The organism is Rhodococcus sp. WMMA185, assembly GCF_001767395.1.
In the GTDB taxonomy this organism is placed as follows: Bacteria; Actinomycetota; Actinomycetes; order Mycobacteriales; family Mycobacteriaceae; genus Rhodococcus_F.
The window spans coordinates 2382966-2407427 of record NZ_CP017014.1 but is presented as its reverse complement, the minus strand read 5'-3'; the positions used below and the strand labels follow the sequence as shown (position 1 = coordinate 2407427).

The window sequence follows — 24462 nt, the reverse complement described above, 5'->3', positions numbered from 1 at the left end:
TCCTTTAGAAGTCGAGACCGTCGAAGAAGCCGCCGCCGTCCATGCCGTCCATTCCCCCGTCCATGCCGCTTCCGTCGCCGAAGCCGCCGTCACCCATGTCGCCGTCACCCATGTCGCCGTCACCCATGTCTCCGGCGCCCATATCGCCGTCACCCATGTCGCCGGCGCCCATGTCGCTGCCGTCGCCGGCTCCGCTCTCGAACGCCTGAGCGTCGTACCCCACTCCGGACATACCGGAGAACATGGCGGAGAACAGGAACATCGACCCCATTCCCCAAGCACCGGCCACCAGGGCGGGCTTCCACCACGGCTCCGAGTACCAACCGGCCGGGACCGGGCGTCCCGCGACACGACCGCCCGGATAGTAGTTGGGGGTCTTCGACGACGGGTTGGGTGACGCAGCGACCTTTCGTCCCTCGAAATCGACCTCGCGGTCCTCGGTGACCTGGCCCGCGGATTTCTGGCCGTCGATCGAGGGAATCTCCGGGCCGGGATCCATTCCCATCGCCGTTCGGGCGGCACGGATGTAGTACAGGCCCTCGAGTGCGGTCTGTTTGGCGAGGCGGGCCTGTACGGGGGTGCGTGCCTGATCTATCTGTGAACCGGCGGCCGTGTAGCGCTCGGATGCGTCGGCCAAGGCCTGCTGTGAGGCGGCGTCGGACCCGACGAGCTGGTACACCTGCCCGCCGAGGCGTTCGATGGACTGACGGGCGTCTGCCTTCGCGTCTTCGAGCTGATTGGCCGCGTGTTCGGCCCGCGTGTTGCGGCCCTTGACGATCAGGAACGCGACCGCTGCCACGATCACGACGATCAGAATGAGTTCCACGCAGCGCCTCCAGAGCTTCGTTTGCCGTCAGTCCGTGACGAATCGGACATTCGCCAGAGTACCGACCTCGGGACGAGTTGCGCGGAACGAATGAGTTGTGCGGAACGCCAAAAGAGCGCCCCCGGGAAGTGGAGGCGCTCTACGTCGAGAGGGGATGACGGGAATCGAACCCGCGTAATCAGTTTGGAAGACTGAGGCTCTACCATTGAGCTACATCCCCGTGCATACGACCACTGGATTACAAGCATGTCGTCTGCGATGAAAGACTGTACCGAACCTCGCTTTGGATTTCATAATCGGGGGGCCGTAGGATTCTTCCTCGGGTCCTCGCGAGGTCGGCGAGAACTCATTTCGACCGGGGTGTAGCGCAGCTTGGTAGCGCATCCGCTTTGGGAGCGGAGGGTCGCAGGTTCAAATCCTGTCACCCCGACCAGAACCACCAGGCAGGAAACTGCCGCACAGAAGAAGCTAGAACCACACGAAGGAGCCAGTCCGTGAAGAGCACCGTCGAGCAGCTCAGCCCGACGCGAGTCCGTATCAACGTTGAGGTGCCCTTCGAGGAGCTCAAGCCTGATTTCGACAAGGCCTACAAGGCCCTCGCGCAGCAGATCCGTCTCCCCGGCTTCCGCCCCGGTAAGGCACCGGCCAAGCTGCTCGAAGCCCGTGTCGGCCGCGGTGCCGTCTTGGAGCAGGTCGTCAACGACGCACTCCCGTCCCGCTACTCCGAGGCGGTTACCGGCGCTGAGGTGAAGGCGATCGGACAGCCCGAGATCGAGGTCACGAAGATCGAGGACGGCGAACTCCTCGAGTTCACCGCAGAGGTCGACGTGCGTCCCGAGATCACGCTGCCGGACTACAGCGCGCTGAGCGTCACCGTCGATCCGATCGAGATCACCGAAGAGGCCGTCGAAGAGCAGCTGCTGTCGCTGCGTCAGCGTTTCGGCACGCTCACCGGCGTTGATCGCCCCGTCGAGAACGGGGACTTCATCTCCATCGATCTGTCCGCCACCGTCGACGGTGAGGAAATTGCCGAGGCCACCGCCAGCGGGCTGTCGCACGAGGTCGGCTCGGGTCAGCTCATCGAGGGCCTCGACGAGGCAGTTATCGGGCTCGAGGCGGGCGGCTCCAAGGAGTTCACCTCCAATCTGGTCGCTGGTGACCATGCCGGTAAGGAGGCGGTGGTCACCGTTACCGTCGGCACCGTCAAGGAACGTGAATTGCCTGCCGAGGACGACGAGTTCGCCCAGTTGGCAAGTGAGTTCGACACGCTGGACGAGCTGAAGGCCGACCTGCGTGAACGTGTCGGACGCGTCCGCAAGGTCGAGCAGGCCGGTGAGATCCGTGACAAGGTCCTCAACAGCCTGCTCGAAGCCGTCGAGGTTCCGCTGCCCGAGGCCATTGTCAAGGCCGAGGTCGACGCCGCGCTGCACGACGCCGTTCACGAACTCGATCACGACGAGGAAGCGCTGAACAAGCTCCTCGAGGATCGGGGCACGAGTCGCGAAGAGTTCGACAAGGATACGAAGGAAAACGCCGAGCGTTCGGTGAAGACCCAGCTGCTGCTCGACGCCATCGCCGACGCCACCGACGTCACCGTAGGCCAGGACGAACTCACCGAGCGCATCATGTTCCAGGCGCAGCGCTACGGCATGCCGCCCGAGCAGTTCATCCAGCAGATCCAGCAGGCCGGTCAGCTCGGCGCCATTTTCGCCGACGTGCGCCGTGGCAAGGCGCTCGCCGGAGTCGTCGAACAGGCAACCGTCACCGACACTTCGGGTGCCGCGGTCGACACTACCGAGTTGTTCGGCAACGGTGAGGCAGAGGCGACCTCGGATTCAGCCGAGGGCGAAGACTAGGAACAGTGCTGGTCGCGGGTGACTTCCCGCGGAATCGACTGCGGATGGTTTTCCGCTTTCAGCGAAGTAGGGCGGCACCGGGACTCCGGTGCCGCCCTACTTCGTTAGTGTCTGTGTCAGCAATCAACGATTTACGGAGAAGGCAGGTACCGTGACTTCCAATCACCTGGAGACTTTGCAGAGTCCCGCCATGACTTCAGCCACCGCTGGGTTGAACCTCAGCGACTCGGTGTACGAGCGCCTGTTGCGCGAGCGCATCATCTTTCTCGGTACCCAGGTCGACGACGACCTCGCGAACAAGCTGTGCGCCCAGATCCTGTTGCTGTCGGCAGAAGACCCCGACCGCGACATCTCTCTCTACATCAACTCGCCGGGCGGATCGGTCAGCGCCGGCATGGCGATCTACGACACGATGCAGTTCGCCGAGTGCGACGTAGCCACCTTCGGTATGGGTCTGGCCGCCTCGATGGGTCAGTTCCTGCTCTCGGCCGGTGCGAAGGGCAAGCGCTACGCACTCCCGCATGCCCGGATCATGATGCACCAGCCCTCCGCCGGAATCGGTGGTACCGCCAGCGACATCGCGATCATGGCAGAGCAGTTCGCGCACACCAAGCGCGAGATGGCCGAATTGATCGCTGAGCACACCGGTCAGACGGTCGAGCAGATCACCGCTGATTCCGATCGTGACCGCTGGTTCACGGCAAGTCAGGCTCTCGAGTACGGCTTCGTCGACCACGTCGTCTCTCGTGCGGCACAGGCGGGCGGAACCGGGCAGTAGCCCGTACTGCCGACTTCCGCTCCCACAATTGTTTGGAGAACTGATGACCAACCTGTTCGATCCCCGCAGCCTGGGCGGCCAAGCTCCCGCCACCCCACAATCGCGATACATCCTGCCGTCGTTCATCGAGCACTCTAGCTACGGCGTCAAGGAATCCAACCCGTACAACAAACTGTTCGAGGAGCGCATCATCTTCCTCGGCGTGCAGGTGGACGATGCTTCGGCGAATGACGTGATGGCTCAGCTACTCGTTCTCGAGTCGCTCGATCCCGATCGCGACATCACCATGTACATCAACTCACCGGGCGGTTCGTTCACCTCGCTGATGGCGATCTACGACACGATGCAGTATGTGCGCGCCGACATCACGACGGTGTGCCTGGGACAGGCGGCCTCGGCTGCCGCCGTTCTGCTCTCGGCCGGCACCCCCGGCAAGCGTCTGGCCTTGCCCAACGCGCGCGTGCTCATCCACCAACCAGCGACCGGCGGTATCCAGGGGCAGGTCTCCGACCTCGAGATCCAAGCCGCCGAGATCGAGCGGATGCGCCGCCTGATGGAGACCACCCTGTCGAAGCACACCGGTAAGGACGCCGACGTGATCCGCAAGGACACCGATCGTGACAAGATCCTCACCGCCGCCGAGGCCAAGGAATACGGAATCATCGACGACGTGCTCGAGTACCGCAAACTCAGCGCTCAGAAGTGATTTTTGGCCCCCGGCTCGGGCGACACGCCGCAGCGCGTGGCTGCCGAGAGCCGGGGCTGACCCGGCCGCGGCGGGGATTCGACGGAAGATCGATGAGAGAATCGCCGACAACCAGTCGACCTTGCTCGCGATGTGCGGGTACGGTCACATGAACGGCCTTCGTTTCGATTGGTGCGTTTGTCGCGTCGGATCGGTTCGATGGTTGCGCAAAGGAAGGTCGACGGTCGCGCGAAGACGAAGGTCGATGTTTGCGCGGAAACGATGGAAGTAGGGACCTGAAGAGATGGCACGCATAGGTGACGGCGGGGATCTGCTCAAGTGCTCTTTCTGCGGCAAGAGTCAGAAGCAGGTCAAAAAGCTCATTGCTGGGCCTGGAGTTTACATCTGCGACGAGTGCATCGACCTGTGCAATGAGATCATCGAGGAAGAGCTGGCCGAGTCCAGCGAGGTGAAGCTCGACGAGTTGCCCAAGCCCGCCGAGATCCGTGACTTCCTCGAGAACTACGTGATAGGCCAGGATTCGGCGAAGCGGACGCTCGCCGTCGCTGTCTACAACCACTACAAGCGCATCCAGGCGGGCGACAAGGCTCGCGACGCTCATGGTGAGACAGTCGAACTGGCCAAGTCGAATATCCTCATGCTCGGACCCACGGGCTGCGGCAAGACCTATTTGGCGCAGACATTGGCGAAGATGCTCAACGTCCCCTTCGCGATCGCCGACGCGACGGCACTGACCGAAGCCGGTTATGTGGGCGAAGACGTCGAGAACATCCTTCTCAAGCTGATCCAGGCCGCGGACTACGACGTCAAGCGCGCCGAGACGGGCATCATCTACATCGACGAGGTCGACAAGATCGCTCGCAAGAGTGAGAATCCGTCGATCACCCGGGACGTGTCCGGTGAGGGTGTGCAGCAGGCGCTGCTGAAGATCCTCGAAGGGACGCAGGCCAGTGTCCCGCCGCAGGGTGGACGCAAGCACCCCCACCAAGAGTTCATCCAAATCGACACCACGAACGTGCTGTTCATCGTGGCGGGCGCGTTCGCCGGACTCGAAAAGATCGTCTCCGATCGTGTCGGTAGGCGCGGACTCGGCTTCGGTGCCGAGGTGCGATCCAAGGCCGAAATCGACACCCAAGATCACTTCGCCGAGGTCATGCCCGAAGACCTGATCAAGTTCGGGTTGATTCCCGAATTCATCGGTCGCCTGCCTGTCGTCGCCTCGGTGACCAACCTCGACAAGGAATCGCTCGTCGAGATCTTGTCGGAGCCCAAGAACGCCCTGGTCAAGCAGTACACACGCCTGTTCGACATGGACGGCGTGGAGTTGGAGTTCACCGCCGATGCGCTCGAAGCCGTCGCCGATCAGGCGATCCTGCGCGGTACCGGTGCTCGCGGACTACGCGCGATCATGGAAGAGGTTCTGCTTCCGGTCATGTACGACATCCCCAGTCGGGACGACGTAGAAAAAGTTGTGGTCAGTGCCGAGACCGTCAACGACAATGTGCTTCCGACCATCGTTCCTCGCAAGCCGGAGAGCGGCGAGCGTCGAGAAAAGTCAGCCTGACGGTATACGTGTCATATCCTTCAGCGCGGACTAACTCAGTAGTTCGTACACATGGAGGTTGAGCGTGCGATGACCGCCCCCGGACCGATTTTCGTTCTCAACGGCCCCAATTTGAATCTGCTGGGTCAAAGGCAGCCCGAGGTATACGGGCATGACACGCTCGCGGACGTCGTCGAATTGTGCGAGACAACCGCCGCGGCGCGGGACGGCCGCGAGATCATCGCGCGACAGTCCAATCACGAGGGAGTTCTGATCGACTGGGTGCACGAGGCGCGAACGACGGCATCTGGGGTGGTGATCAACCCCGGTGGGTTCACTCATACATCGGTGGCGCTACGTGATGCGCTCGTCACCCTCGAGGTGCCACTCGTCGAGGTGCACATCAGCAACGTGCACGCGCGCGAGGAGTTTCGCCGGCACTCGTACGTTTCCGGCGTCGCGACAGGGGTGATCGCCGGATTGGGCATCCTTGGCTACGGTCTGGCCGTCGAGTTCATCTGCAACAAGCGTTGACGCGGCTACCTCGAGCCCCTTCAGATAGCGGGCATCAGACCCGTTCGAACACCGCGGCAAGACCCTGGCCGCCGCCGATGCACATGGTCTCGAGCCCATAGCGGGATTCTCGACGGTCCATCTCACGTAGGAGGGTGGCTAGGATACGGGCGCCGGTGGCCCCAACGGGATGGCCGAGGGATATGCCGGAGCCGTTGGGGTTGAGTCGTTCGTCGGCAGGGTCGAGATCCCACTTGCGCAGCACCGCAAGAGTTTGCGCAGCGAAAGCTTCGTTCAATTCGATGACTCCCATATCGGACAGCGACAGCCCCAGTCGACCGAGCGCCCTCCCGGTTGCGGGTACTGGGCCGATGCCCATGGTGCGGGGTTCGACACCGGCGACGGCCCAGGAAACCATTCGAGCGAGGGGTCGCAGCCCCGATTCCCGCGCTTTCTCTGCCGTTGTGACGATGCAGACGGCGGCGCCGTCGTTCTGGCCGCTGGCGTTCCCGGCCGTCACGGTCGAAGCCGGGTCGATCTTGGAGCGGATGGCGCGAAGCTTCGACAGTGATTCCATTGTCGTGTCGGCGCGTGGGTGCTCATCCCTATCGATGGACATCGGGTCAGATTTCCGCCGCGGTACGACGACCTCGACGATCTCGTCAGCGAATCGTCCCGCCTCCTGGGCGGCGACGGCGCGCTGGTGTGATTGCACGGCAAGCGCATCCTGGTCCTCGCGGCTTATGCCGAACTGGGCGCGCAGATTCTCGGCAGTTTCGATCATGCCTCCGGGAACGGGGTAGTTCTCCCCGCCGGCGGTGACGCGAGCACGGGCGAGGCGGTCTGCAAGTTGCACCCCGTCTCCGGTGACCCCCCAGCGGATGTTCGGGTTCGTATAGAACTCTGCTTGGCTCATGGATTCGGTGCCGCCGGCAAGTACGAGGTCGTTGCTGCCGGACGCCACTTGCAGCACGGCGGTGATGACGGCCTGCAGCCCCGATCCGCAACGGCGATCCACCTGCATGCCCGGGACGTCGATGCCGAGCCCGGAGTCGAGCGCGGCGATTCTGCCGATGGCCGGGGCTTCTCCGCCGGGCGACGCCTGGCCGAGGATGACGTCGTCGACGTCGCCGCCCTCGATACCGGTGCGCGAGGCGAGCGCCCTGATCACGGTGGCGGCAAGGCTCTGGCCGGTGATGTCCCGCAACACCCCGCCGAAGCGCCCGACCGGCGTTCGAAGTGGTTCGCAGATGACTACATCACGCATGGAGTGGCCTTTCATGAGTCTTCGTTGGCCTCGCCGTCAGCGATTGACGATGGCCCGTCAGTGATTGACGATGGCAAGGTCCTGCTCGATATCGGCTGCCGTGGCTCGCAGCGCGGGAATGAGATCGGAATGCAGCTCCGCGAGGCTGTATCGGGCTGCCGGAGTGGAAATATTCACTGCCGCGACCGTGAGCCCGGAGGGGTTGCGGATGGGGACCGCCATCGATCGAAGGCCGGCCTCGAGTTCCTGGTCGAGCATGCAGATCCCGTCCGCGCGCGCCTTCAAGATCGCGGCGCGCAAATCGTCATGCGTCGCGATGGTGTGCTCGGTGAGTCGTTGGATGTCGACTGTTTCCAGGTACGAGTCGAGTTCGTCGTCGGGCAGGCCTGCCAACAGCACCCTGCCCATGGAAGTGGCGTAGGCGGGAAGGCGTGTCCCGATGGTGATGCCCACCGTCATGAGTCGGCTGACGGCGACACGGGCGACATACACGATTTCCGAGCCGTCGAGGATCGACACCGAAGACGATTCGTGGACCTGGTGGCTCAGCTTCTCGAGATGCGATTGAGCGATTTCCGGAAGTGACAGACTCGACAGGTAGCTGTATCCGAGTTCGAGAACGCGTGGGGTGAGCCAGAAAGTGGAACCATCCGTGGCCACGTACCCGACCTCTGCGAGCGTGAGCAGGAACCGCCGTGCGGTGGCGCGCGAGAGATCGGTGGCGCGGGCGACGTCACTGAGGGTGCGCCGCTGATTCTGCTGGTTGAAGCAGCGGATCACGGCGAGACCGCGTGCGAGGGACTGTACGTACTCGGCGGATGGGGGGATCTTCTCGGTTGGTTCGGTTGTGGTCATGTCGAGGGATTCTCCTCCACCGTGTCGGGGACGCGTGCATGAACCGTGTCGGAGACGTGTGCATGTCCACGGTCGGGCGCGGGGCCGAACAGGTCGGCGAGAGCCTTACTTGCCAGGGCGAACCCGAGATTGGTGTTGGGCACCCCGGCGTATACGGCGGTGTGTAGGAGTACCTCGCCGATTGCGTCGGCCCCGACACCTGCGCGCAGCGCGGCCCGGATGTGCATGTCGAGTTCGTGTTCGTTTCCGACTGCGGTGAGAACGGCGATCGTCAGCAGTCGCCGAGTCTCATGGTCGAGTCCGGGGCGTGACCAGATGTCGCCCCACGCGGTGCGCGTGATGAAGTCCTGGAATGGTGCGGTGAATTCCGTGGTCGCTTCGACGGTGCGGTCGACATGGCCGTTGCCGAGGACCGAGCGGCGTACCTTCATCCCGGCGGCGTGTGCGGCCCGACGCCCCGTTGCGTACGGCCCGCCGATGATGTGTTCGCGCAGCAACTTCGTGATGGCGCCGGCCTGCTCGAGATTCGCAAGATGTGCGGCGCCCGGCAGCACTTCGAACCTGGCGCCGGTGATGCCACCCGCGAGCATCTCCATGATCGACGGAGTGGTGGACGGATCCTGTTCCCCCGCGATGACCAGTGTCGGCGCCGTGATACGAGAAAGGTCCGCGCTGAAGTCCCATTCGGCGAGGGCGTCGCAGCAGGCGGCGTAACCCTCGGCCGGGGTCGAGGCGATCATGTTGCGATACCGGGCGACGAAATCCGGGTCGCGTTCGGCGAGTTCCTTCGTGAACCACCGGGCCACAACGGAATCAGAGAGCGATGCGGGTCCGTTCGCACGAGAGATGGCGGCCCGCTCCACCCACGTCTGCCGCTCACCGAACTTCGCGGCCGTGCACAGCAGTGACAGCGACAGCACTCGGCGCGGCGCGTAGACGGCCAGCCATTGGCCGATGGCACCTCCCAAAGACAGCCCCACGACGTGCGCGGCCTCGATTCCAAGGGAATCGAGGAGCGCGAGGACATCCCCGGACAGATCCCGCACGGAGTACGGGCCGTCCGGCATCGGCGACTCTCCGTGGCCGCGGTGATCCACGGCGACGACCCGGCACAAGTCCGACAGTGCGGAGACTTGTGGGTCCCACATGGATCGGTTGGAACCCAACGATCCGAGTAGCACCACCACAGGGGCGTCCGCCGAGCCGCTGCGCGGCCCGGAGACTTCATATGCGAGTGGGACTGTCATCGCGTTCCTTCCGGATCGTGAGCTACGGTGCCCAAGGCGCGCTCGACGATGTCGTGAGCATGACCGAGATAGCCGGTCGGGTCGAGGAGGGCGCGAATCTCTTCTGCCTGAAGGTATTCGAGCAGTCCCGGATCCTCATCGAGCCGATGTCCGCTCCGGCACGCGGCGGCGACGAGATCGTGAGCGGAGTCGGTGCGGGACGACAGGAGTCCGGTGACACGTTCCGCCAGCATCGCGCCACCGGTGATGTCGAGATTGCGTGCCATCACCTCGGGGTGGATATCGAGCCCGCCGAGTGAGTCGGCGATGCGTCTGGCCGCACCACCCGTGAGGCGCAGTAGATCCGTGAGCGTTTCCCATTCGGCGTGCCAGGCACCCGAGGCGCGCTGTTGCTCGTGATCCATTGAGCTGTGGATCGCGGCGACGAGTCCGGGGACGCGGCGTGCCGCCGCCCGCGCGGTGATCGCGGCCACTGGATTTCGCTTGTGCGGCATGGCGGAGGATCCGCCGGGCGATCCTTCGCTGATCTCACCGACCTCGGTCGACGAGAGAAACACAATGTCGGTGGCTATCTTGGACACGGCCCCGGCCACCGTCCCCAGCGACGAAGCGAGCAGTGCGAGGCGGGTGCGATCGGTGTGCCACGGCACGTCCTGACGGGGCAGTCCGAGCTCGTCGGCGAGCGCGTCGGCCACGTCGAATCCGTGAGGGTGGAGCGCGGCGGACGTTCCTGCTGCACCGCCGAGTTGTACGCACAGGGCGGCGAGCGCGCCGGACAGCGCCCGAGAAGCCCTGTGCAGTGCGGTCATCCATCCGGAAGCGAGAACTCCGAAGGTGGTTGGTAGTGCCTGCTGGCCGAGTGTGCGCGCTGCCATCGGGGTGCTGCGCTCGACCCGCGCGAGAGCTTCGGCGCTCGCGATGGCTTCGTCCAGGGAAGCGAGGACGTGTGCACCTGATCGTCGGCACAGCAGCACCAGCGCTGTATCGAGGATGTCCTGACTCGTCGCGCCCCTGTGCAGGTGACTGCTGGGCACGTTGGGGTCGGCCTCGGCTACTGCGCCGCGCAGTAACTTCACGAGCGGGATCACGGGGTTGCCACCCGCAGCGGCGTCTACCCCGAGGGGACCGACATCCAGGGAGTCGTCGTCGGCGATCCGTGTGAGTACCGAGGAAATGGTGGTGGCCGATGTTGCGGGGATGACACCGCACTTCGCCTCCGCGCGGGCCAGAGCCGCCTCGACCTCGACCATCGCCGCTACCCATGCCCGATCGGAGAGCAGGCGTGACAACTCGCCGGCGCCGAAAGTCGGATCGAACAGGGCGCCGCGGGAGGATTCCGGAGGGTTCATACGCGTCGCCTTCCTCGGGGTGTAACCGGCTACAGGGCGAAGAACGGAGTCTCCCGACCGTCGTCGCTCTGCACGTGGATCGTCAGGTGGTACCCACGATCAGTTCTCTCCGCGATGAGCTTCGGGCGGTCGGGTTCAGGGACAGCGGCGAGCACCGGGTCCGACGCGTGTGCTTCGGTGTCGTCCGGGAAGTACAGCCGCGTGAACAGGCGCTCGAGCATGCCGCGGGCGAACACGCCGACGTTGATGTGTGGCGCTTCGTTGCCGCCGTTCTCGGTGGGCAGCGCACCAGGCTTGACGGTATGGATCACGGCCGCACCGGTCTCGTCGGCGAATACGCGCGCCAGGCTCCGGAATCCGGCGGGGGTTGCCTGGGCGGCGCCTCGCGGATCTCCCGGACTTTCGAATCGACCTGCGGCGTCGGCCTGCCAGGTCTCGATCATCGCGTCGGAGACCGGTTCCCCTGCGCCGTCGATGACGGTGAAGGACACCTCGATTCGCCCTGGTGTGCCCTCAGGTACGGCGACGCCGCCGTTCTCCCACGCGGGGTACAGGCCGATGTGGACGTACGGGCCAACGGTCTGGGACGGGGTGATGCCGAACGGCACCTCGTCCTGGCTCCTCCCGAAGACGGGGTACCGGGGGGCGTCGGGGTTCTGTGTGTCGATCATCAGCGGCCTTCCGGATCTTCGAACGGTGTTGCGTCCCGGCCTCGCAGGACTATGTCGAACTTGAATCCGACGGCCCAATTCTCACGGGTCTGGTCGTAGTCGAACGTGGCGATCATCCGCTCGCGGGCCGCCTCGGGTGCCGAGTTGTAGATCGGGTCCTGGAAGAAGAACGGATCGCCTGGAAAGTACATCTGCGTGACGAGGCGCTGGGTGAACGCCTGACCGAACAGGGAGAAGTGGATGTGGGCCGGCCGCCACGCATTGTGGTGGTTGCCCCACGGGTACGCACCCGGTTTGACAGTGGTGAAGTGGTAGTGACCCTGTCGGTCCGTCATGCAGCGGGCGACTCCGTTGAAGTGCGGGTCGAGTGGTGCGGGCCAGGAATCGTTCTTGTGGCGGTAGCGGCCGCCGGCGTTGGCTTGCCAGACCTCGATGAGAGTGTCGGGAACGGGCCTGCGAGCGCTGTCGAGCACCTGGCCGTGAACGAGGATGCGCTGGCCCTGCGCTTCGCCTCCGTTGGCCTTGGTCATGTCGTTTTCGCCCTCGGTGACGTCGGTTTCGCCGAAGACCGGACCGGTGATCTCGCCGAGGCGCTGGGGGATCATGATCAGGTCGTTCTTGGGGCTGCGCAGGCGAGTCGTCTTGTACTCAGGGAATAGCAGGGGAGCGTTGGTTTCGTGCGCGGCTAGGTAGTGGGCTGGCAGTTGCAGCATGAAACAGATCCTCAGGTTCTCGATGTGAACAATCGGCCGCTATACGCACATGTTAGCGGTGATCGTGTGATCAAGCCAACATGGAACAGAATCAGTGTTCGCATAGTGGATTGATGTTCACCAGTCGAACATTCTGGGGTAGCCTGGCACGTATGGTCAACAAGGTCTTCGCGACGGCAGCCGACGCTGTTGCCGACATCCCGGATGGGGCATCCCTCGCGGTGGGCGGATTCGGCCTCGTAGGTATCCCCTCCGCGCTCATCGAAGCCCTCCTCGAACAAGGGGCGACCGGCCTCGAGACGGTCAGCAACAATTGCGGTACCGACGGCTTCGGACTGGGTCTGTTGCTCGAGCGGCACCGGATCCGCCGCACCGTCAGCTCGTACGTAGGTTCCAATCAGGAGTTCGCGCGCCAGTACCTCGCGGGCGAACTCGAAGTGGAGCTCACTCCGCAGGGGACACTGGCCGAACGCATGCGTGCGGGTGGCGCCGGAATTCCCGCCTTCTACACCCCGGCAGGGGTCGGAACGCAGTTCGCCGACGGTGGCCTGCCGATCCGTTACGACGGCCGCGGCGGTGTGGCTCTCGCGAGCAGTCCTAAGGAGACCCGCGAGTTCGACGGTGCGGTCTACGTCCTCGAGCGAGCAATCCGCACCGACTACGCCCTCGTGCATGCGTGGAAGGGTGACCGATTCGGCAATCTCGTCTACCGGGAGACCGCCCAGAACTTCAATCCGGACGCCGCGGGCGCCGGCCGCGTCACCATCGCTCAGGTCGAATACCTCGTGGAGCCCGGCGAGATCGACCCCGCGCAGGTGCACACCCCTGGCATCTTCGTTCAGAGAGTGGTCGAGATCGGCAAGCAGGAAACGGGGATCGAGAAGAGGACGGTGCGGGCGTGAGTTGGACGCGTGACGAGATGGCGGCCCGGGTCGCCGCGGAATTCGAAGACGGCCAGTACATCAACCTCGGCATCGGAATGCCGACCCTGATCCCGGGCCACATTCCTGACGGCATAGAGGTCATCCTGCATTCGGAGAACGGCGTTCTCGGCGTCGGGCCGTACCCTTCGGACGACGACGTGGACCCCGAACTGATCAACGCCGGAAAAGAAACCATCACCGTGGTTCCGGGCGGTGCCTTCTTCTCCTCCTCCGATTCGTTCGGCATGATCCGCGGCGGGAGCGTCGATGTTGCGGTCCTCGGTGCCATGCAGGTCAGCAGTCACGGTGACCTGTCCAATTGGATGGTTCCGGGCGGCATGGTCAAAGGCATGGGTGGCGCGATGGATCTCGTTCACGGTGCGGGCAAAGTCATCGTGATGATGGATCACGTCACCAGGAAGGGTGAGCACAAGATCCTGGAAGAGTGCACGTTGCCGTACACCGGCAGGCGCTGCGTCCAGACGATTGTCACCGACCTCGCCGTCATCGATGTCACTCCGGAAGGCTTGCGACTCGTCGAGACCGCTCCCGGTCTCAGCAGCCTGGACGTCCAGGCTGCAACGAGCGCGACCTTGCTGATCGACGCCAACGCCCGGCCGGAGCCCGTTCGATCACTCTCTTAGGATAGGCTCGCCATGCTTTGCCTATTGGAACGTGCTCCTGGTGGACGAGAGGTCGACGTATGAATGTTGGTGAACAGAGGACCGGTCTGAGTCGGCGCGGATTCCTCGTCGGTACCGGGGGAGCGCTGCTGGCGTTTGCCGCGGCCTGCAGCAGTTCGACCGGTGGCGAGACGCCTGCCGCGGCAGGCGGCGAGACGGGTGGGTCCGTGATCGCGAACAAGTACGGCGAAGCCCGAGTGCCGAGCGATCCGCAACGAATCGTGAGCGTCGGGTACAACGACCAAGACGCGATCCTTGCCCTCGGCGGCACCCTGGTGGGTACGTTCGACTGGTACGGCGACTACCCCTACGGCGTGTGGCCGTGGGCTCAGGACCTCCTCGGTGACTCGGAACCGGAGATCGTGGGCTCGGCGTCCACCGGAATCAACTTCGAGAAGGTTGCGGCGACTAGCCCCGATCTGGTGGTCGGAACGTACTCTGGTCTCACGCAGTCGCAGTACGACACGCTGACCGCGATAGCGCCGACGGTGGCGCAGCCCAAGGGCTTTGCCGACTACGGGGTCCCGTGGCAAGACCAGACGACAATTCTCGGCGAGGCGCTCGGCAAGCAGGACAGGGCCGCCGAGTTGGTGTCCGCCGTCGAGAAGCAGTTCGCAGACGTCGGGGCCGCCAACCCCGCGTTCGCCGGCAAGACCGTCCTCGTCGGGGCCCTCAAAGGCCCGGGCCAGTTCGGCGTCTACGGGCCCGAGGACCCGAAGGTTCGCTTCTTCACCGAACTCGGATTCGTCAACCCGCCTGTGACGGAACAGATCACCGGGAACTTTGCGGAGATCAGTACCGAACAGTTGTCCCTTGCGGACGTCGACCTCCTCGTGTGGTACGCGGGCGGCGGATTCGGTGACAGACTCCGGGAGGAACTGGACAAGACGCCGATCTATCAGGAACTGGACGTGGTCAAGGACGGCCGCGCGATCGTCCTCGAAGACGACGCCGCCGAGGCGATGGCATGGAGCACGGTGCTGAGTCTTCCCTTCGCGTTGAACGAGATCCCGCAGAGGGTGGCGCCGCTGCTCGCCTGAGACCGGCGCCACTTCGGGTCGGTGCTCCCGCAAGTCTCGAATCTCTCGCGGGATCGCTCGGGGTGTCGTAGCGTCGGGACATGAAAATTGCCGTGCGGCCTGGACATAGATCTGACATTCGAGGGTTGTCGGCTGTGCTGAGTGAGGCTTTCGACGACGACCCGGTGGTTACCTGGCTGTATCCGGATGACAAGAAACGCCAGGTCCGCCTCCCGCGATTCTTCGCCGCGCAGACCCGATATCACCATCTCGCCGGTGGTGGTGTCGAGGTGGCGGAGGGCAACCACGGCACCATCGGCGGGGCGAGCCTGTGGGACCCGCCCGGTCGGTGGAAACAGTCGCGCCGCTCGACCTGGAGCATGGCGCCCGCAATGATCCGCGCCATGCCCGAGCACCCGCAAGCCGGCAAAGACCTCGTCGCCGCACTTTATGCGGCTCATCCGGCCGAACCTCATTGGTATCTGGCGACAATCGGCACGACGAGCGCTGTCCGTGGGCAGGGGTACGGGCAGGCGCTGCTGGCCTCGCGGCTCGAACGCCTCGATCGCGAACACAGTCCGGCCTATCTCGAATCCAGCAAGGCGAGCAACATCCCCTACTACGAGCGGTTCGGCTTCGAAGTCACCGGTGAGATCGCGGTCCGAGGCGGCGGCCCCACCCTGTACGCGATGTGGCGCGACCCTCGATAGTCTCCGGCACGACGAAGCACAAGCGAGCAGCGCAGAGTCCGAGAGAGTGTTGGTCCAGCCTCCAACAGCGAATAGCCTCGAAGTCATGGGTATCTCCGTACGGGCCGGACGCAAATCCGACATTGGTGCATTGGCAACCGTGCTGAGCGATGCTTTCGACGGCGACCCGGTGCTTACTTGGATGTTTCCAGACGAGGAGCAATGCAGAGTCGGCATGCCGCGATTCTTCGCCGCGTTGATTCGATATCACCACCTCGCCGGTGGCGGTGTCGAGGTTGCGGAGGGCAACCACGGCACCATCGGCGGGGCGAGCCTGTGGGATCCGCCCGGTCGGTGGAAGCACTCGCGGCGCTCGACCTGGATGATGGCGCCGGCGATGATCCGCGCTTTCCGCGGGCGCCGGCAAGCCAGCGAAGAGATCTACGCCTTGCTCCACGCGGTTCATCCGGCCGAACCGCATTGGTATCTGGGCACGATAGGCACAGGGTCCGAGGTCCGCGGGCAGGGATACGGGCAGGCCTTGCTGATCTCACGGCTCGAACGCCTCGATCGTGAACACGTTCCGGCCTATCTCGAATCCAGCAAGGCGAGCAATATCCCCTACTACGAGCGCTTCGGCTTCGAAGTCACCGGTGAGGTCGTTGTTCCTGGCGGCGGTCCCACCATGTACCCGATGTGGCGCGACCCTCGATGATCTCCGGCAGGGTGCGCCGGATCGTGATACGAACGAATCGTGACCGCGATTCCTGAACTTCACGCCGGAACCCCCTTCGACGACCTCGACGACTATCTCGCGCTCGGCCGAGTCAGCGGCCTGGCAATGTCCCCGGACGGGCGACGACTCGTCGTCGCACAATCGACGCTCGACGACAAGTCGACCAAGTACGTCACCGCCCTCTGGGAGATCGACCCTGGTGGGCAGGTCCCGGCACGGCGGTTGACACGTGGCCACACCGGGGAGTCCAACCCGACGTTCACCAATGACGGCGATCTCCTCTTCACCGCTTCCCGTCCGGAGCAGGGGAAGGAAGACACACCCGACGCCCTGTGGCGACTGCCCGCCGACGGTGGTGAGGCGGTGATGGTCGCCCGTCGCGGCGGAGGAATTACCGGTGTTCGCGCCGCGACCCGCGCCCCACGGTTCGTGGTCACCACGGGCGTGCTCGGGCGATCCGGCGAGGTTGCCGATGACGAACGAGTGCGCGCCGAGCGCAAAGACAAGAAGGTGTCGGCGATCCTGCACTCAGGATTCCCGGTTCGCTACTGGGACCGCGACCTCGGCCCGGACGTGCCGCATCTACTGTCCGCGTCCCTGGATGTCTTGGACAAGACAGCGGAGGAGCCTGAACTGACCGACCTGAGCCCGATGCAGGGACCGACCCTGCGCGAGGCGACCTATGCGTTGAGCGCGGACGGCGCCTTCGTCGTCACCTCGTGGTCAGTTCCAGGTCCGGCAGCGTCGATTCGCAGCACCCTGGTGCGCATCGACATAGAAACGGGCACGCGCAGCGTCCTCGTCGACATCGAGGCAGCAGACGTGACGGACCCGGTGATCTCACCCGACGGACGGCACGTCGTGTTCACGAGGGAATCCCATGCGAGTGCGGACTCCGCGCCTCGATTCACCCTGCACCGGTACAGCTTCGACACAGGAACCGTCGCCGATGTCGCGCCCGGGTGGGATCGGTGGGCTACCTCGGTGGTCTGGCTGCCGGACGGGTCCGGGCTCTTGGTCACGGCGGACGACCACGGTCGCGGGCCGATATTCCTGATTCGCGAGGGTAGGGATCCCGCCCGGGTGACGACCGACGACTTCAGCTACACCGACCTCCAGGTGTCTCCCGACGGTGCCACCGTGTTCGCGCTCCGGGCGTCCTACACTGCGCCACCACACCCGGTTCGTGTCGATATCGACACCGGGGCAATGTCGCTGCTCGAAGCGCCGGAGGAGCTTCCCGAGTTGCCAGGCACGTTGACCGAAGTCGAGACCGTCGCGGCCGACGGAGCCAAGGTCCGGGCGTGGCTCGCGATGCCGAACGGTGCCTCGGCGCATGCACCGGTTCCTCTGGTGCTGTGGGTGCACGGCGGACCGCTGGGGTCGTGGAACACGTGGGCGTGGCGATGGAACCCCTGGTTGCTGGTGGCGCGCGGATACGCGATTCTGCTGCCGGATCCGGCGCTGTCGACCGGCTATGGGCAAGAGTTCGTCGAGCGCGGCTGGGGAAAGTGGGGGAAAGCCCCGTTCACCGATCTCATGGCGATCACCGATGCTGCGGAAGCGTTGCCGGAGATCGACGAGAAGCGCTCCGCCGCGATGGGCGGGTCGTTCGGCGGGTACATGGCCAACTGGATCGCCGGTCATACCGATCGGTTCAAGGCGATCGTGACACACGCGAGCCTGTGGGCGCTGGACCAGTTCAATCCCACCACCGACGCCGCGTGGTATTGGCAACGAGAGATGACCCCCGAGATGGCGGTGGAGAACTCGCCCCACCTGTACGTCGCGGATATCGTCACTCCGATGCTGGTCATACACGGCGACAAGGACTTTCGGGTACCGATCGGTGAAGGACTGCGGCTGTGGTTCGAGTTGTTGTCGGAGTCGGGGTTGCCCGCCGACGACGAGGGCCGCACCGACCACCGCTTCCTCTACTTCCCGGACGAAAACCATTGGATTCTCAGCCCGCAGAACGTCAAGGTCTGGTACGAGGTGGTCCTCGCGTTCCTGTCGGAACATGTGCTCGAGGAGGACGCGGACATGCCCGAGGTCCTCGGGTAGCACCCCGGCAAGATGCACTCGGCGGATTGCGCTCGGCGAAGGCGAATTCGTGACGAGGATGCGCGACACGTTCGAAGGATGCGGTGAAGTTGCGGTTCTCTCGCTACGGTGTTCGATACGTACCCCGAATGAAGGAGAAATCGTGGCACTTCCTCAGCTCACTGACGAACAGCGGGCCGCTGCTCTCGAGAAGGCCGCAGCCGCTCGACGTGCGCGCGCGGAACTCAAGGACAAGCTCAAGTCCGGTGACATCACTCTCAAGCAGGTTCTTTCCAAGGCGGATGTCGATGACATCATCGGAAAGACCAAGGTCAGCGCCATTCTCGAAGCCCTGCCGAAGATCGGCAAGGTGAAGGCGCAGGAGATCATGGCGAACCTCGAGATCGCCCCCACCCGCCGGCTCCGTGGCCTCGGGGACCGTCAGCGCGACGCTCTGTTGGCTCACTTCAGCTGACGCCCCTCTACCGGGTGCCCGCATTCGCCGCAGTTGGGCGTGCGGGCACCCGATATGTTCCCCTGCACTCGGCAGGAGCGGGGGAATCTGACGTCAGCGCGGTTCGACTGTCCGACCTACCGGGAGGAAGCCTTGAACGAACAAGACCCGCAGCTCTTCTCCGAGCTGCACACCAGTGCGGGATCGTCCGCTGCCGGCGAGAGCGAACCGCGAGGTCCAGTAGAACTCGAATACCGCACGGCCGCCGAGGTGCATCGCACATTGTTCAGCGACCTGTGACGTTCTCCCGCAGGCGCGGTAGCGGCGTCATCGGCCTTCTTCGCGTTCATTAGACTCGACGGGTGACCAGTGCAGCGCCCGAAAATCCCCAGAACCACGCCGACGCTCTCCCGAAGAGCTGGGACCCCAGCTCCGTGGAGGCCGATCTGTATCAGGGCTGGGTAGACGCCGGTTACTTCCGCGCGGATCCTCACAGCAGCAAGCCCGGATACTCCATCGTTCTGCCGCCGCCCAACGTGACCGGCAGCCTGCACATGGGTCACGCGCTCGACCACGCACTGATGGACACCCTGAGCCGCCGCAAGCGGATGCAGGGCTACGAAGTCTTGTGGCTGCCCGGAATGGACCACGCAGGAATCGCGACGCAGTCGGTGGTGGAGAAGCAGCTGGCCGCCGAGGGCAAGACGAAAGAAGACCTCGGTCGCGAACTGTTCGTTGACAAGGTGTGGGACTGGAAGCGCGAGTCGGGCGGCACCATCGGCGAGCAGATGCGACGCATCGGTGACGGCGTCGACTGGAGTCGTGACCGATTCACCATGGACGAGGGGCTCTCGCGCGCCGTGCACACCGTCTTCAAGCGGATGTACGACGACGGACTGATCTACCGCGCGGAGCGCCTGGTCAACTGGTCTCCGGTGTTGCAGACTGCCATCTCGGACATCGAGGTGAAGTTCGAGGATGTCGAAGGCGAACTGGTCTCGCTGAGGTATGGCTCGCTCAGCGACGACGAACCGCACGTGGTGGTCGCGACTACCCGTGTCGAGACGATGCTCGGCGACACCGCCGTGGCCGTGCACCCCGACGACGAGCGGTACAAGCACCTGATCGGGACGACCCTCGAGCACCCGATCACCGGCCGGGATATTCCGATCATCGCGGACGAGTACGTCGATCCGGAATTCGGTAGCGGCGCTGTCAAGATCACCCCGGCACACGACCCCAACGACTTCGAGATGGGTCTGCGCCACAACCTTCCGATGCCGACCATCATGGACGAGACGGGCAAGATCGCCGACACCGGAACGCAATTCGACGGACTCGACCGCTTCGAGGCGCGGGTCAAGGTGCGCGAAGAGCTGACAGCGCAGGGACGCGTCGTCGCGGAGAAGCGCCCCTATATGCACAGTGTCGGACACTCCGAGAGAAGCGGCGAATCCATCGAGCCGCGACTGTCGTTGCAGTGGTGGGTGAAGGTCGAGGCCCTGGCGAAAGCTGCCGGTGATGCGGTGCGAAACGGTGACACCGTAATCCATCCGGCCAGCCAGGAACCGCGCTGGTTCGCGTGGGTCGACGATATGCATGACTGGTGCATATCGCGTCAGTTGTGGTGGGGCCATCGAATTCCCGTGTGGTACGGGCCCGACGGTGAGGTGGCCTGCTTCGGCCCGGACGAGACTGCGCCCGAGGGCTGGGTTCAAGATCCCGACGTTCTCGATACGTGGTTCTCCTCGGGACTGTGGCCCTTCTCCACGATGGGCTGGCCGGACAAGACTCCCGAGCTCGAGAAGTTCTATCCCACAAGTGTTCTCGTCACCGGATACGACATCCTCTTCTTCTGGGTCGCACGGATGATGATGTTCGGTACCTATGTGGCGGCGGACGAGGCGATCACATCGCAAGGCGCCGGCGAGAAGTCCGGTTTCCAGGTGCCCTTCAGGGACGTCTTCCTCCATGGACTCGTTCGCGACCAGTTCGGCAAGAAGATGTCGAAGTCGCGCGGCAACGGTATCGACCCACTCGACTGGGTCGAGCGCTTCGGTGCGGACGCGCTGCGCTTCACGCTGGCCCGTGGCGCCAACCCGGGAAGCGACCTGTCGGTCGGCGAGGACCACGCGCAGTCGTCGCGCAACTTCGCCACCAAGCTGTTCAACGCCACGAAATTCGCGCTGATGAACGGCGCCGCACCGGCTCCGCTGCCGGATCGAGGGGAACTCACCGACGCGGATCGGTGGATTCTCGACCGCCTCGAGCAGGTCCGCGGTGACGTCGACTCCGCGTTCGACCGCTACGAGTTCAGCAAGGCATGTGAGGCGCTGTTCCACTTCGCCTGGGACGAGGTCTGTGACTGGTACCTCGAACTGGCCAAGGTGCAGTTCGCCGAGAACGATGCGGTCGCGGCGAACACGAGAGCAGTGCTCGGCAACGTCCTCGACGCTGTGCTGCGCCTGCTCCACCCGGTGATCCCCTTCGTCACGGAGACGCTGTGGAAGCCGCTTACCGGTGGTGAATCGTTGGTTGTGGCACAGTGGCCCGAGGCCAGCGGTGCCGCGCAGGATTCCGTCGCAGCTCAGCGAGTGGAAGACGTGCAACGGCTGGTGACCGAAGTGCGCCGCTTCCGCAGCGACCAGGGGCTCAAGCCGTCGCAGCGGGTGCCTGCGCGGATCAGCGGCATTGCCGCAGCGGATCTGGACACCCAACTCTCCGCCATCACATCGTTGGCGCGTCTCACCGATGCGGGGGAGGACTTCAAGGTGTCGGCTTCGGTGGAGGTGCGCCTGAGCAAGGCGACTGTCACCGTCGATCTCGATACGTCCGGGAACATCGACCTCGGTGCCGAGCGGGCGCGGCTCGACAAGGACCTCGCCGCCGCGCAGAAAGAGCTTGCCGGTACCACTGCCAAGCTGGCCAACGAGGCGTTCTTGGCCAAGGCGCCCGATGCCGTCAAGGAGAAGATCCGTACTCGCGCACAGGTCGCCGCGGAAGAGATCGACCGCATCACCAAGCGGGTGAAGGAGCTGGAAGGCGCGTGAGCACCTCCGATTCTTCACCCGAAGAGGTCAGCCCCATCGACCTCGCTGAGCTGACGCTGGTCGAGGCGGAACTCGACAAGCGGTGGCCGGAGACCAAGATCGACCCATCTCTCGCGAGAATCTCCGCGTTGATGGACATCCTCGGTTCGCCGCAGCACGGCTATCCGGCGATCCACATCACCGGCACCAACGGCAAGACGTCGGTGTCGCGAATGGTCGACGCCCTGCTCACTGGCCTGCACCGGCGCACAGGCCGTATCACCAGCCCGCACCTGCAGATCGCGACCGAGCGGATCAGCATCGACGGGCGGCCTGTGTCCCCGCGCCGGTACGTCGACACCTACCGCGAGATCGAGCCGTACATCCAGATGATCGATCAGCAGTCCGAGGCGGCCGGCGGACCCCCGATGAGCAAGTTCGAGGTACTTACCGCCATGGCATACTCGGCTTTCGCCGAGGCTCCCGTCGATGTCGCGGTCGTCGAGGTAGGTCTCGGCGGACGTTGGGACGCAACCAATGTCATCAACGGGGAGGTCGCGGTGATCACCCCGGTCAGTCTCGATCATGCGGACTATCTCGGCGACGATCTGGCTGGCATCGCAAAAGAGAAGTCCGGCATCATCAAGAAGGGGCGCGAGGATGCGCTGCTTCCGCGCGACACGGTTGCGATCATCGCCGAGCAGACGCCGGAGGTGATGGATGTTCTACTCCGCCGTGCTGTCGAAGTAGATGCGGCGGTGGCGCGTGAAGGTGCCGAGTTCGCCGTGCTGGCGCGCCGGGTCGCGGTCGGAGGGCAACAACTCGAACTCCAGGGTCTGGGCGGGGTGTACACCGACGTCTTCCTTCCCCTTCACGGAGAGCATCAGGCGCGCAACGCTTCCCTGGCGCTGGCTGCGGTGGAGGCGTTCTTCGGCGCGGGGCCGGACCGGCAACTCGATCAGGATGCGGTTCGCCAGGGGTTCGCGTCGGTGGTAACCCCGGGACGTCTGGAACGGGTTCGTAGTGCGCCAACGGTGTTCCTCGACGCCGCCCACAACCCAGATGGCGCGAAGGCGCTGGCCACCGCCCTGGCAGCGGAGTTCGACTTCCGCAAGCTCGTCGGGGTCGTGAGCGTGATGGGGGACAAGGACGTGGACGGCATCCTGGCGGCACTCGAGCCTGTGTTCGACGAGATCGTCGTCACGCACAACGGGTCTGTCCGGGCAATGGATGTCGAGAGCCTCGCGAACATCGCAGTGGCGAAATTCGGGGACGAACGCGTCGTCGTCTCGCCCACTCTCACGGACGCACTCGAGACCGCGATCGGGTTGGCGGAGGAAGTCGGAGAACCCGGTGAGGCTGTATCGGGGGCCGGTGTCGTGGTCACCGGATCCGTGGTGACCGCAGGTGCCGCACGTACTCTATTCGGAAAGGACCCAGCGTGAGTGAGTCGAACTCGACAGCTTCGGAGCCAGAGTTCGGTCCGCCGACCAAGGACCCGTGGAAGGGTTTCCGGGGCGTGGTTGCCGGAGCACTGATCCTGGAGGCGATCGTGGTGCTTCTCGCCCTCCCTGTGGTCGCGACAGTCGGGGGCGGGCTCACCTGGCTGTCCGGAACCTACATTGTGGGGTTGGCGGCACTGATGATCCTCGGGGCGGGGCTGCAGGGCCGTCCATGGGCGATGACGTACAACCTGTTGTTGCAGGTGGTGTTGATTCTCGGGTTCTTCGTGCACGTGTCGATCGGTGTGGTCGGGCTCGTCTTCGCGATCCTGTGGGGCTACATTCTCTACTTCCGTAGGAACGTCCGACAGCGAATGGAGCAGGGCCTCCTTCCGGGGCAGCGAGACTGACCATTTAGGCTGTCCGCCGTGACTGAGCGCACCCTTGTACTGATCAAGCCCGATGCCGTTGCCCGCGGATACGTAGGAGAGATCCTCGGCCGTATCGAGCGGAAGGGGCTGACCATATCCGCGCTCGACCTGCGCACCGCACCCGCCGACGTGGCGGCCACCCACTATGCCGAGCACGAAGGCCGGCCGTTCTACCCGAGCCTGCTCGAATTCATCACGAGCGGCCCGTTGGTGGCCGCGGTAGTCGAGGGTCCCCGCGCGATCGCGGCATTCCGGCAACTCGCCGGCGGCACCGATCCGGTGGAGAAGGCGTTGCCGGGGACGATCCGCGGTGACTTCGCTCTCGAAGCTCAGCAGAACATGGTTCACGGGTCGGACTCGGTGGAGTCGGCCGAACGCGAGATCGCTCTCTGGTTCCCTCACCTCGCCGGGAACTGACTCACTACCTGGAGGTACCGACCGGCGCACCCAATGCCTCATTCTGTATCGGCGGGTGCGCCGCTGGCACGTTCTGTTGCTGACGTATGGGATACTGGGACCGTCGGACCGCAATAGTGCTTCACGTGGCTTCGACCGGATGACACCACGGCTCGATGCCCCGTCATCGCTGCCCTTGCGTCAACAGGAAATACCTGGGCGCTCCGGCACGCTGGATGACCAGGCTCTTGCGCCGCGGATGATCGCCATCCGAAGGCGCCACACAGGTACGC

Annotated in this window: 24 protein-coding genes and 2 tRNA genes; 18 read left to right on the top strand and 8 right to left on the bottom strand. The window is 64.5% G+C overall.

Translation table 11 applies throughout. The annotated features are described in order from the left end of the window. Window positions 1–4 precede the first annotated feature (4 nt). Both BFN03_RS10740 and BFN03_RS10735 read right to left on the bottom strand, forming a co-directional pair. Entirely contained in the window at window positions 5–826 is an 822-nt protein-coding gene (locus BFN03_RS10740; protein WP_070378992.1) for a hypothetical protein, read from the bottom strand. A gap of 149 nt (window positions 827–975) precedes the next feature. Beyond that, a tRNA-Gly gene (locus BFN03_RS10735) sits at window positions 976–1046 on the bottom strand. Window positions 1047–1182: 136 nt separating this feature from the next. Between BFN03_RS10735 and BFN03_RS10730 the strand changes: the two genes are divergently transcribed. The 6 genes from BFN03_RS10730 (at window position 1183) to aroQ (ending at window position 6243) form a co-directional block, all read left to right on the top strand. Further along, a tRNA-Pro gene (locus tag BFN03_RS10730) sits at window positions 1183–1259 on the top strand. 61 nt (window positions 1260–1320) lie between these two features. Then, the gene (tig, locus tag BFN03_RS10725; protein WP_070378991.1) at window positions 1321–2682 is read left to right on the top strand and encodes a trigger factor; all 1362 of its coding nucleotides are present in this window, start codon (window positions 1321–1323) and stop codon (window positions 2680–2682) included. A gap of 190 nt (window positions 2683–2872) precedes the next feature. Next, on the top strand, window positions 2873–3460 hold the full coding sequence (locus tag BFN03_RS10720; RefSeq protein ID WP_070380821.1) for an ATP-dependent Clp protease proteolytic subunit: 588 nt from the start codon (window positions 2873–2875) through the stop codon (window positions 3458–3460). Window positions 3461–3503: 43 nt separating this feature from the next. Continuing rightward, window positions 3504–4166 (top strand): ATP-dependent Clp protease proteolytic subunit, encoded by a 663-nt coding sequence (locus BFN03_RS10715; RefSeq protein WP_070378990.1) that lies wholly within the window; start codon window positions 3504–3506, stop codon window positions 4164–4166. A gap of 283 nt (window positions 4167–4449) precedes the next feature. Next, window positions 4450–5730, top strand: coding sequence for an ATP-dependent Clp protease ATP-binding subunit ClpX (clpX, locus tag BFN03_RS10710; RefSeq protein ID WP_070378989.1), 1281 nt, complete (start codon window positions 4450–4452; stop codon window positions 5728–5730). Between the two features lie 69 nt (window positions 5731–5799). After that, the gene (gene aroQ, locus BFN03_RS10705) at window positions 5800–6243 is read left to right on the top strand and encodes a type II 3-dehydroquinate dehydratase (RefSeq protein WP_070380820.1); all 444 of its coding nucleotides are present in this window, start codon (window positions 5800–5802) and stop codon (window positions 6241–6243) included. Window positions 6244–6277: 34 nt separating this feature from the next. On the opposite strand, the gene BFN03_RS10700 is transcribed toward aroQ, so the two are convergent. The 6 genes from BFN03_RS10700 to pcaH are packed head-to-tail and all read right to left on the bottom strand — an operon-like array spanning window position 6278 to window position 12324. Next, complete coding sequence (locus BFN03_RS10700; RefSeq protein WP_070380819.1) at window positions 6278–7489, bottom strand: acetyl-CoA C-acetyltransferase; 1212 nt, start codon at window positions 7487–7489, stop codon at window positions 6278–6280. Window positions 7490–7546: 57 nt separating this feature from the next. Then, window positions 7547–8344 (bottom strand): IclR family transcriptional regulator, encoded by a 798-nt coding sequence (locus BFN03_RS10695; RefSeq protein WP_070378988.1) that lies wholly within the window; start codon window positions 8342–8344, stop codon window positions 7547–7549. Next, window positions 8341–9591 carry a bifunctional 3-oxoadipate enol-lactonase/4-carboxymuconolactone decarboxylase PcaDC gene (pcaDC, locus tag BFN03_RS10690; RefSeq protein ID WP_084385586.1) on the bottom strand — a complete coding sequence of 417 codons (1251 nt, stop codon included), beginning with the start codon at window positions 9589–9591 and terminating at the stop codon, window positions 8341–8343. Before pcaDC ends, BFN03_RS10695 begins: the two co-directional genes overlap by 4 nt. After that, window positions 9588–10940: a 3-carboxy-cis,cis-muconate cycloisomerase gene (gene pcaB, locus BFN03_RS10685; RefSeq protein WP_070378987.1), complete on the bottom strand. Its 1353-nt coding sequence runs from the start codon at window positions 10938–10940 to the stop codon at window positions 9588–9590. Before pcaB ends, pcaDC begins: the two co-directional genes overlap by 4 nt. Before the next feature lie 29 nt (window positions 10941–10969). After that, on the bottom strand, window positions 10970–11611 hold the full coding sequence (gene pcaG / locus BFN03_RS10680) for a protocatechuate 3,4-dioxygenase subunit alpha (protein WP_070378986.1): 642 nt from the start codon (window positions 11609–11611) through the stop codon (window positions 10970–10972). Next, a complete protein-coding gene (gene pcaH, locus BFN03_RS10675; RefSeq protein WP_070378985.1) occupies window positions 11611–12324 on the bottom strand; it encodes a protocatechuate 3,4-dioxygenase subunit beta in 714 nt (237 codons plus the stop codon). The genes pcaG and pcaH overlap by 1 nt, the downstream gene beginning before the upstream one ends. Before the next feature lie 152 nt (window positions 12325–12476). On the opposite strand from pcaH, the gene BFN03_RS10670 reads away from it, so the two are divergent. The 12 genes from BFN03_RS10670 to ndk all read left to right on the top strand — a co-directional run bounded on the left by BFN03_RS10670 (window position 12477) and on the right by ndk (window position 24190). Then, window positions 12477–13226: a CoA transferase subunit A gene (locus BFN03_RS10670; RefSeq protein ID WP_070378984.1), complete on the top strand. Its 750-nt coding sequence runs from the start codon at window positions 12477–12479 to the stop codon at window positions 13224–13226. Further along, complete coding sequence (locus tag BFN03_RS10665) at window positions 13223–13891, top strand: 3-oxoacid CoA-transferase subunit B (RefSeq protein ID WP_198163257.1); 669 nt, start codon at window positions 13223–13225, stop codon at window positions 13889–13891. Before BFN03_RS10670 ends, BFN03_RS10665 begins: the two co-directional genes overlap by 4 nt. 59 nt (window positions 13892–13950) lie before the next feature. Continuing rightward, window positions 13951–14970, top strand: coding sequence for an iron-siderophore ABC transporter substrate-binding protein (locus BFN03_RS10660; protein ID WP_070378983.1), 1020 nt, complete (start codon window positions 13951–13953; stop codon window positions 14968–14970). 80 nt (window positions 14971–15050) lie between these two features. Continuing rightward, window positions 15051–15659, top strand: coding sequence for a GNAT family N-acetyltransferase (locus BFN03_RS10655; RefSeq protein WP_070378982.1), 609 nt, complete (start codon window positions 15051–15053; stop codon window positions 15657–15659). Between the two features lie 85 nt (window positions 15660–15744). Next, entirely contained in the window at window positions 15745–16353 is a 609-nt protein-coding gene (locus BFN03_RS10650; protein WP_070378981.1) for a GNAT family N-acetyltransferase, read from the top strand. A 39-nt stretch (window positions 16354–16392) separates the two neighbouring features. After that, window positions 16393–18438 (top strand): S9 family peptidase, encoded by a 2046-nt coding sequence (locus tag BFN03_RS10645; RefSeq protein WP_070378980.1) that lies wholly within the window; start codon window positions 16393–16395, stop codon window positions 18436–18438. A gap of 142 nt (window positions 18439–18580) precedes the next feature. After that, on the top strand, window positions 18581–18892 hold the full coding sequence (gene mihF / locus BFN03_RS10640) for an integration host factor, actinobacterial type (protein ID WP_070380817.1): 312 nt from the start codon (window positions 18581–18583) through the stop codon (window positions 18890–18892). A gap of 132 nt (window positions 18893–19024) precedes the next feature. Further along, on the top strand, window positions 19025–19171 hold the full coding sequence (locus tag BFN03_RS10635) for a hypothetical protein (protein WP_157109596.1): 147 nt from the start codon (window positions 19025–19027) through the stop codon (window positions 19169–19171). A gap of 62 nt (window positions 19172–19233) precedes the next feature. Further along, entirely contained in the window at window positions 19234–21921 is a 2688-nt protein-coding gene (locus BFN03_RS10630; RefSeq protein WP_070378978.1) for a valine--tRNA ligase, read from the top strand. Next, on the top strand, window positions 21918–23345 hold the full coding sequence (folC, locus tag BFN03_RS10625) for a bifunctional tetrahydrofolate synthase/dihydrofolate synthase (protein WP_070378977.1): 1428 nt from the start codon (window positions 21918–21920) through the stop codon (window positions 23343–23345). Before BFN03_RS10630 ends, folC begins: the two co-directional genes overlap by 4 nt. Continuing rightward, on the top strand, window positions 23342–23752 hold the full coding sequence (locus tag BFN03_RS10620; RefSeq protein WP_070378976.1) for a DUF4233 domain-containing protein: 411 nt from the start codon (window positions 23342–23344) through the stop codon (window positions 23750–23752). Before folC ends, BFN03_RS10620 begins: the two co-directional genes overlap by 4 nt. An 18-nt stretch (window positions 23753–23770) precedes the next feature. Beyond that, entirely contained in the window at window positions 23771–24190 is a 420-nt protein-coding gene (ndk, locus tag BFN03_RS10615; protein ID WP_070378975.1) for a nucleoside-diphosphate kinase, read from the top strand. The last annotated feature ends 272 nt before the right edge of the window (window positions 24191–24462 follow it).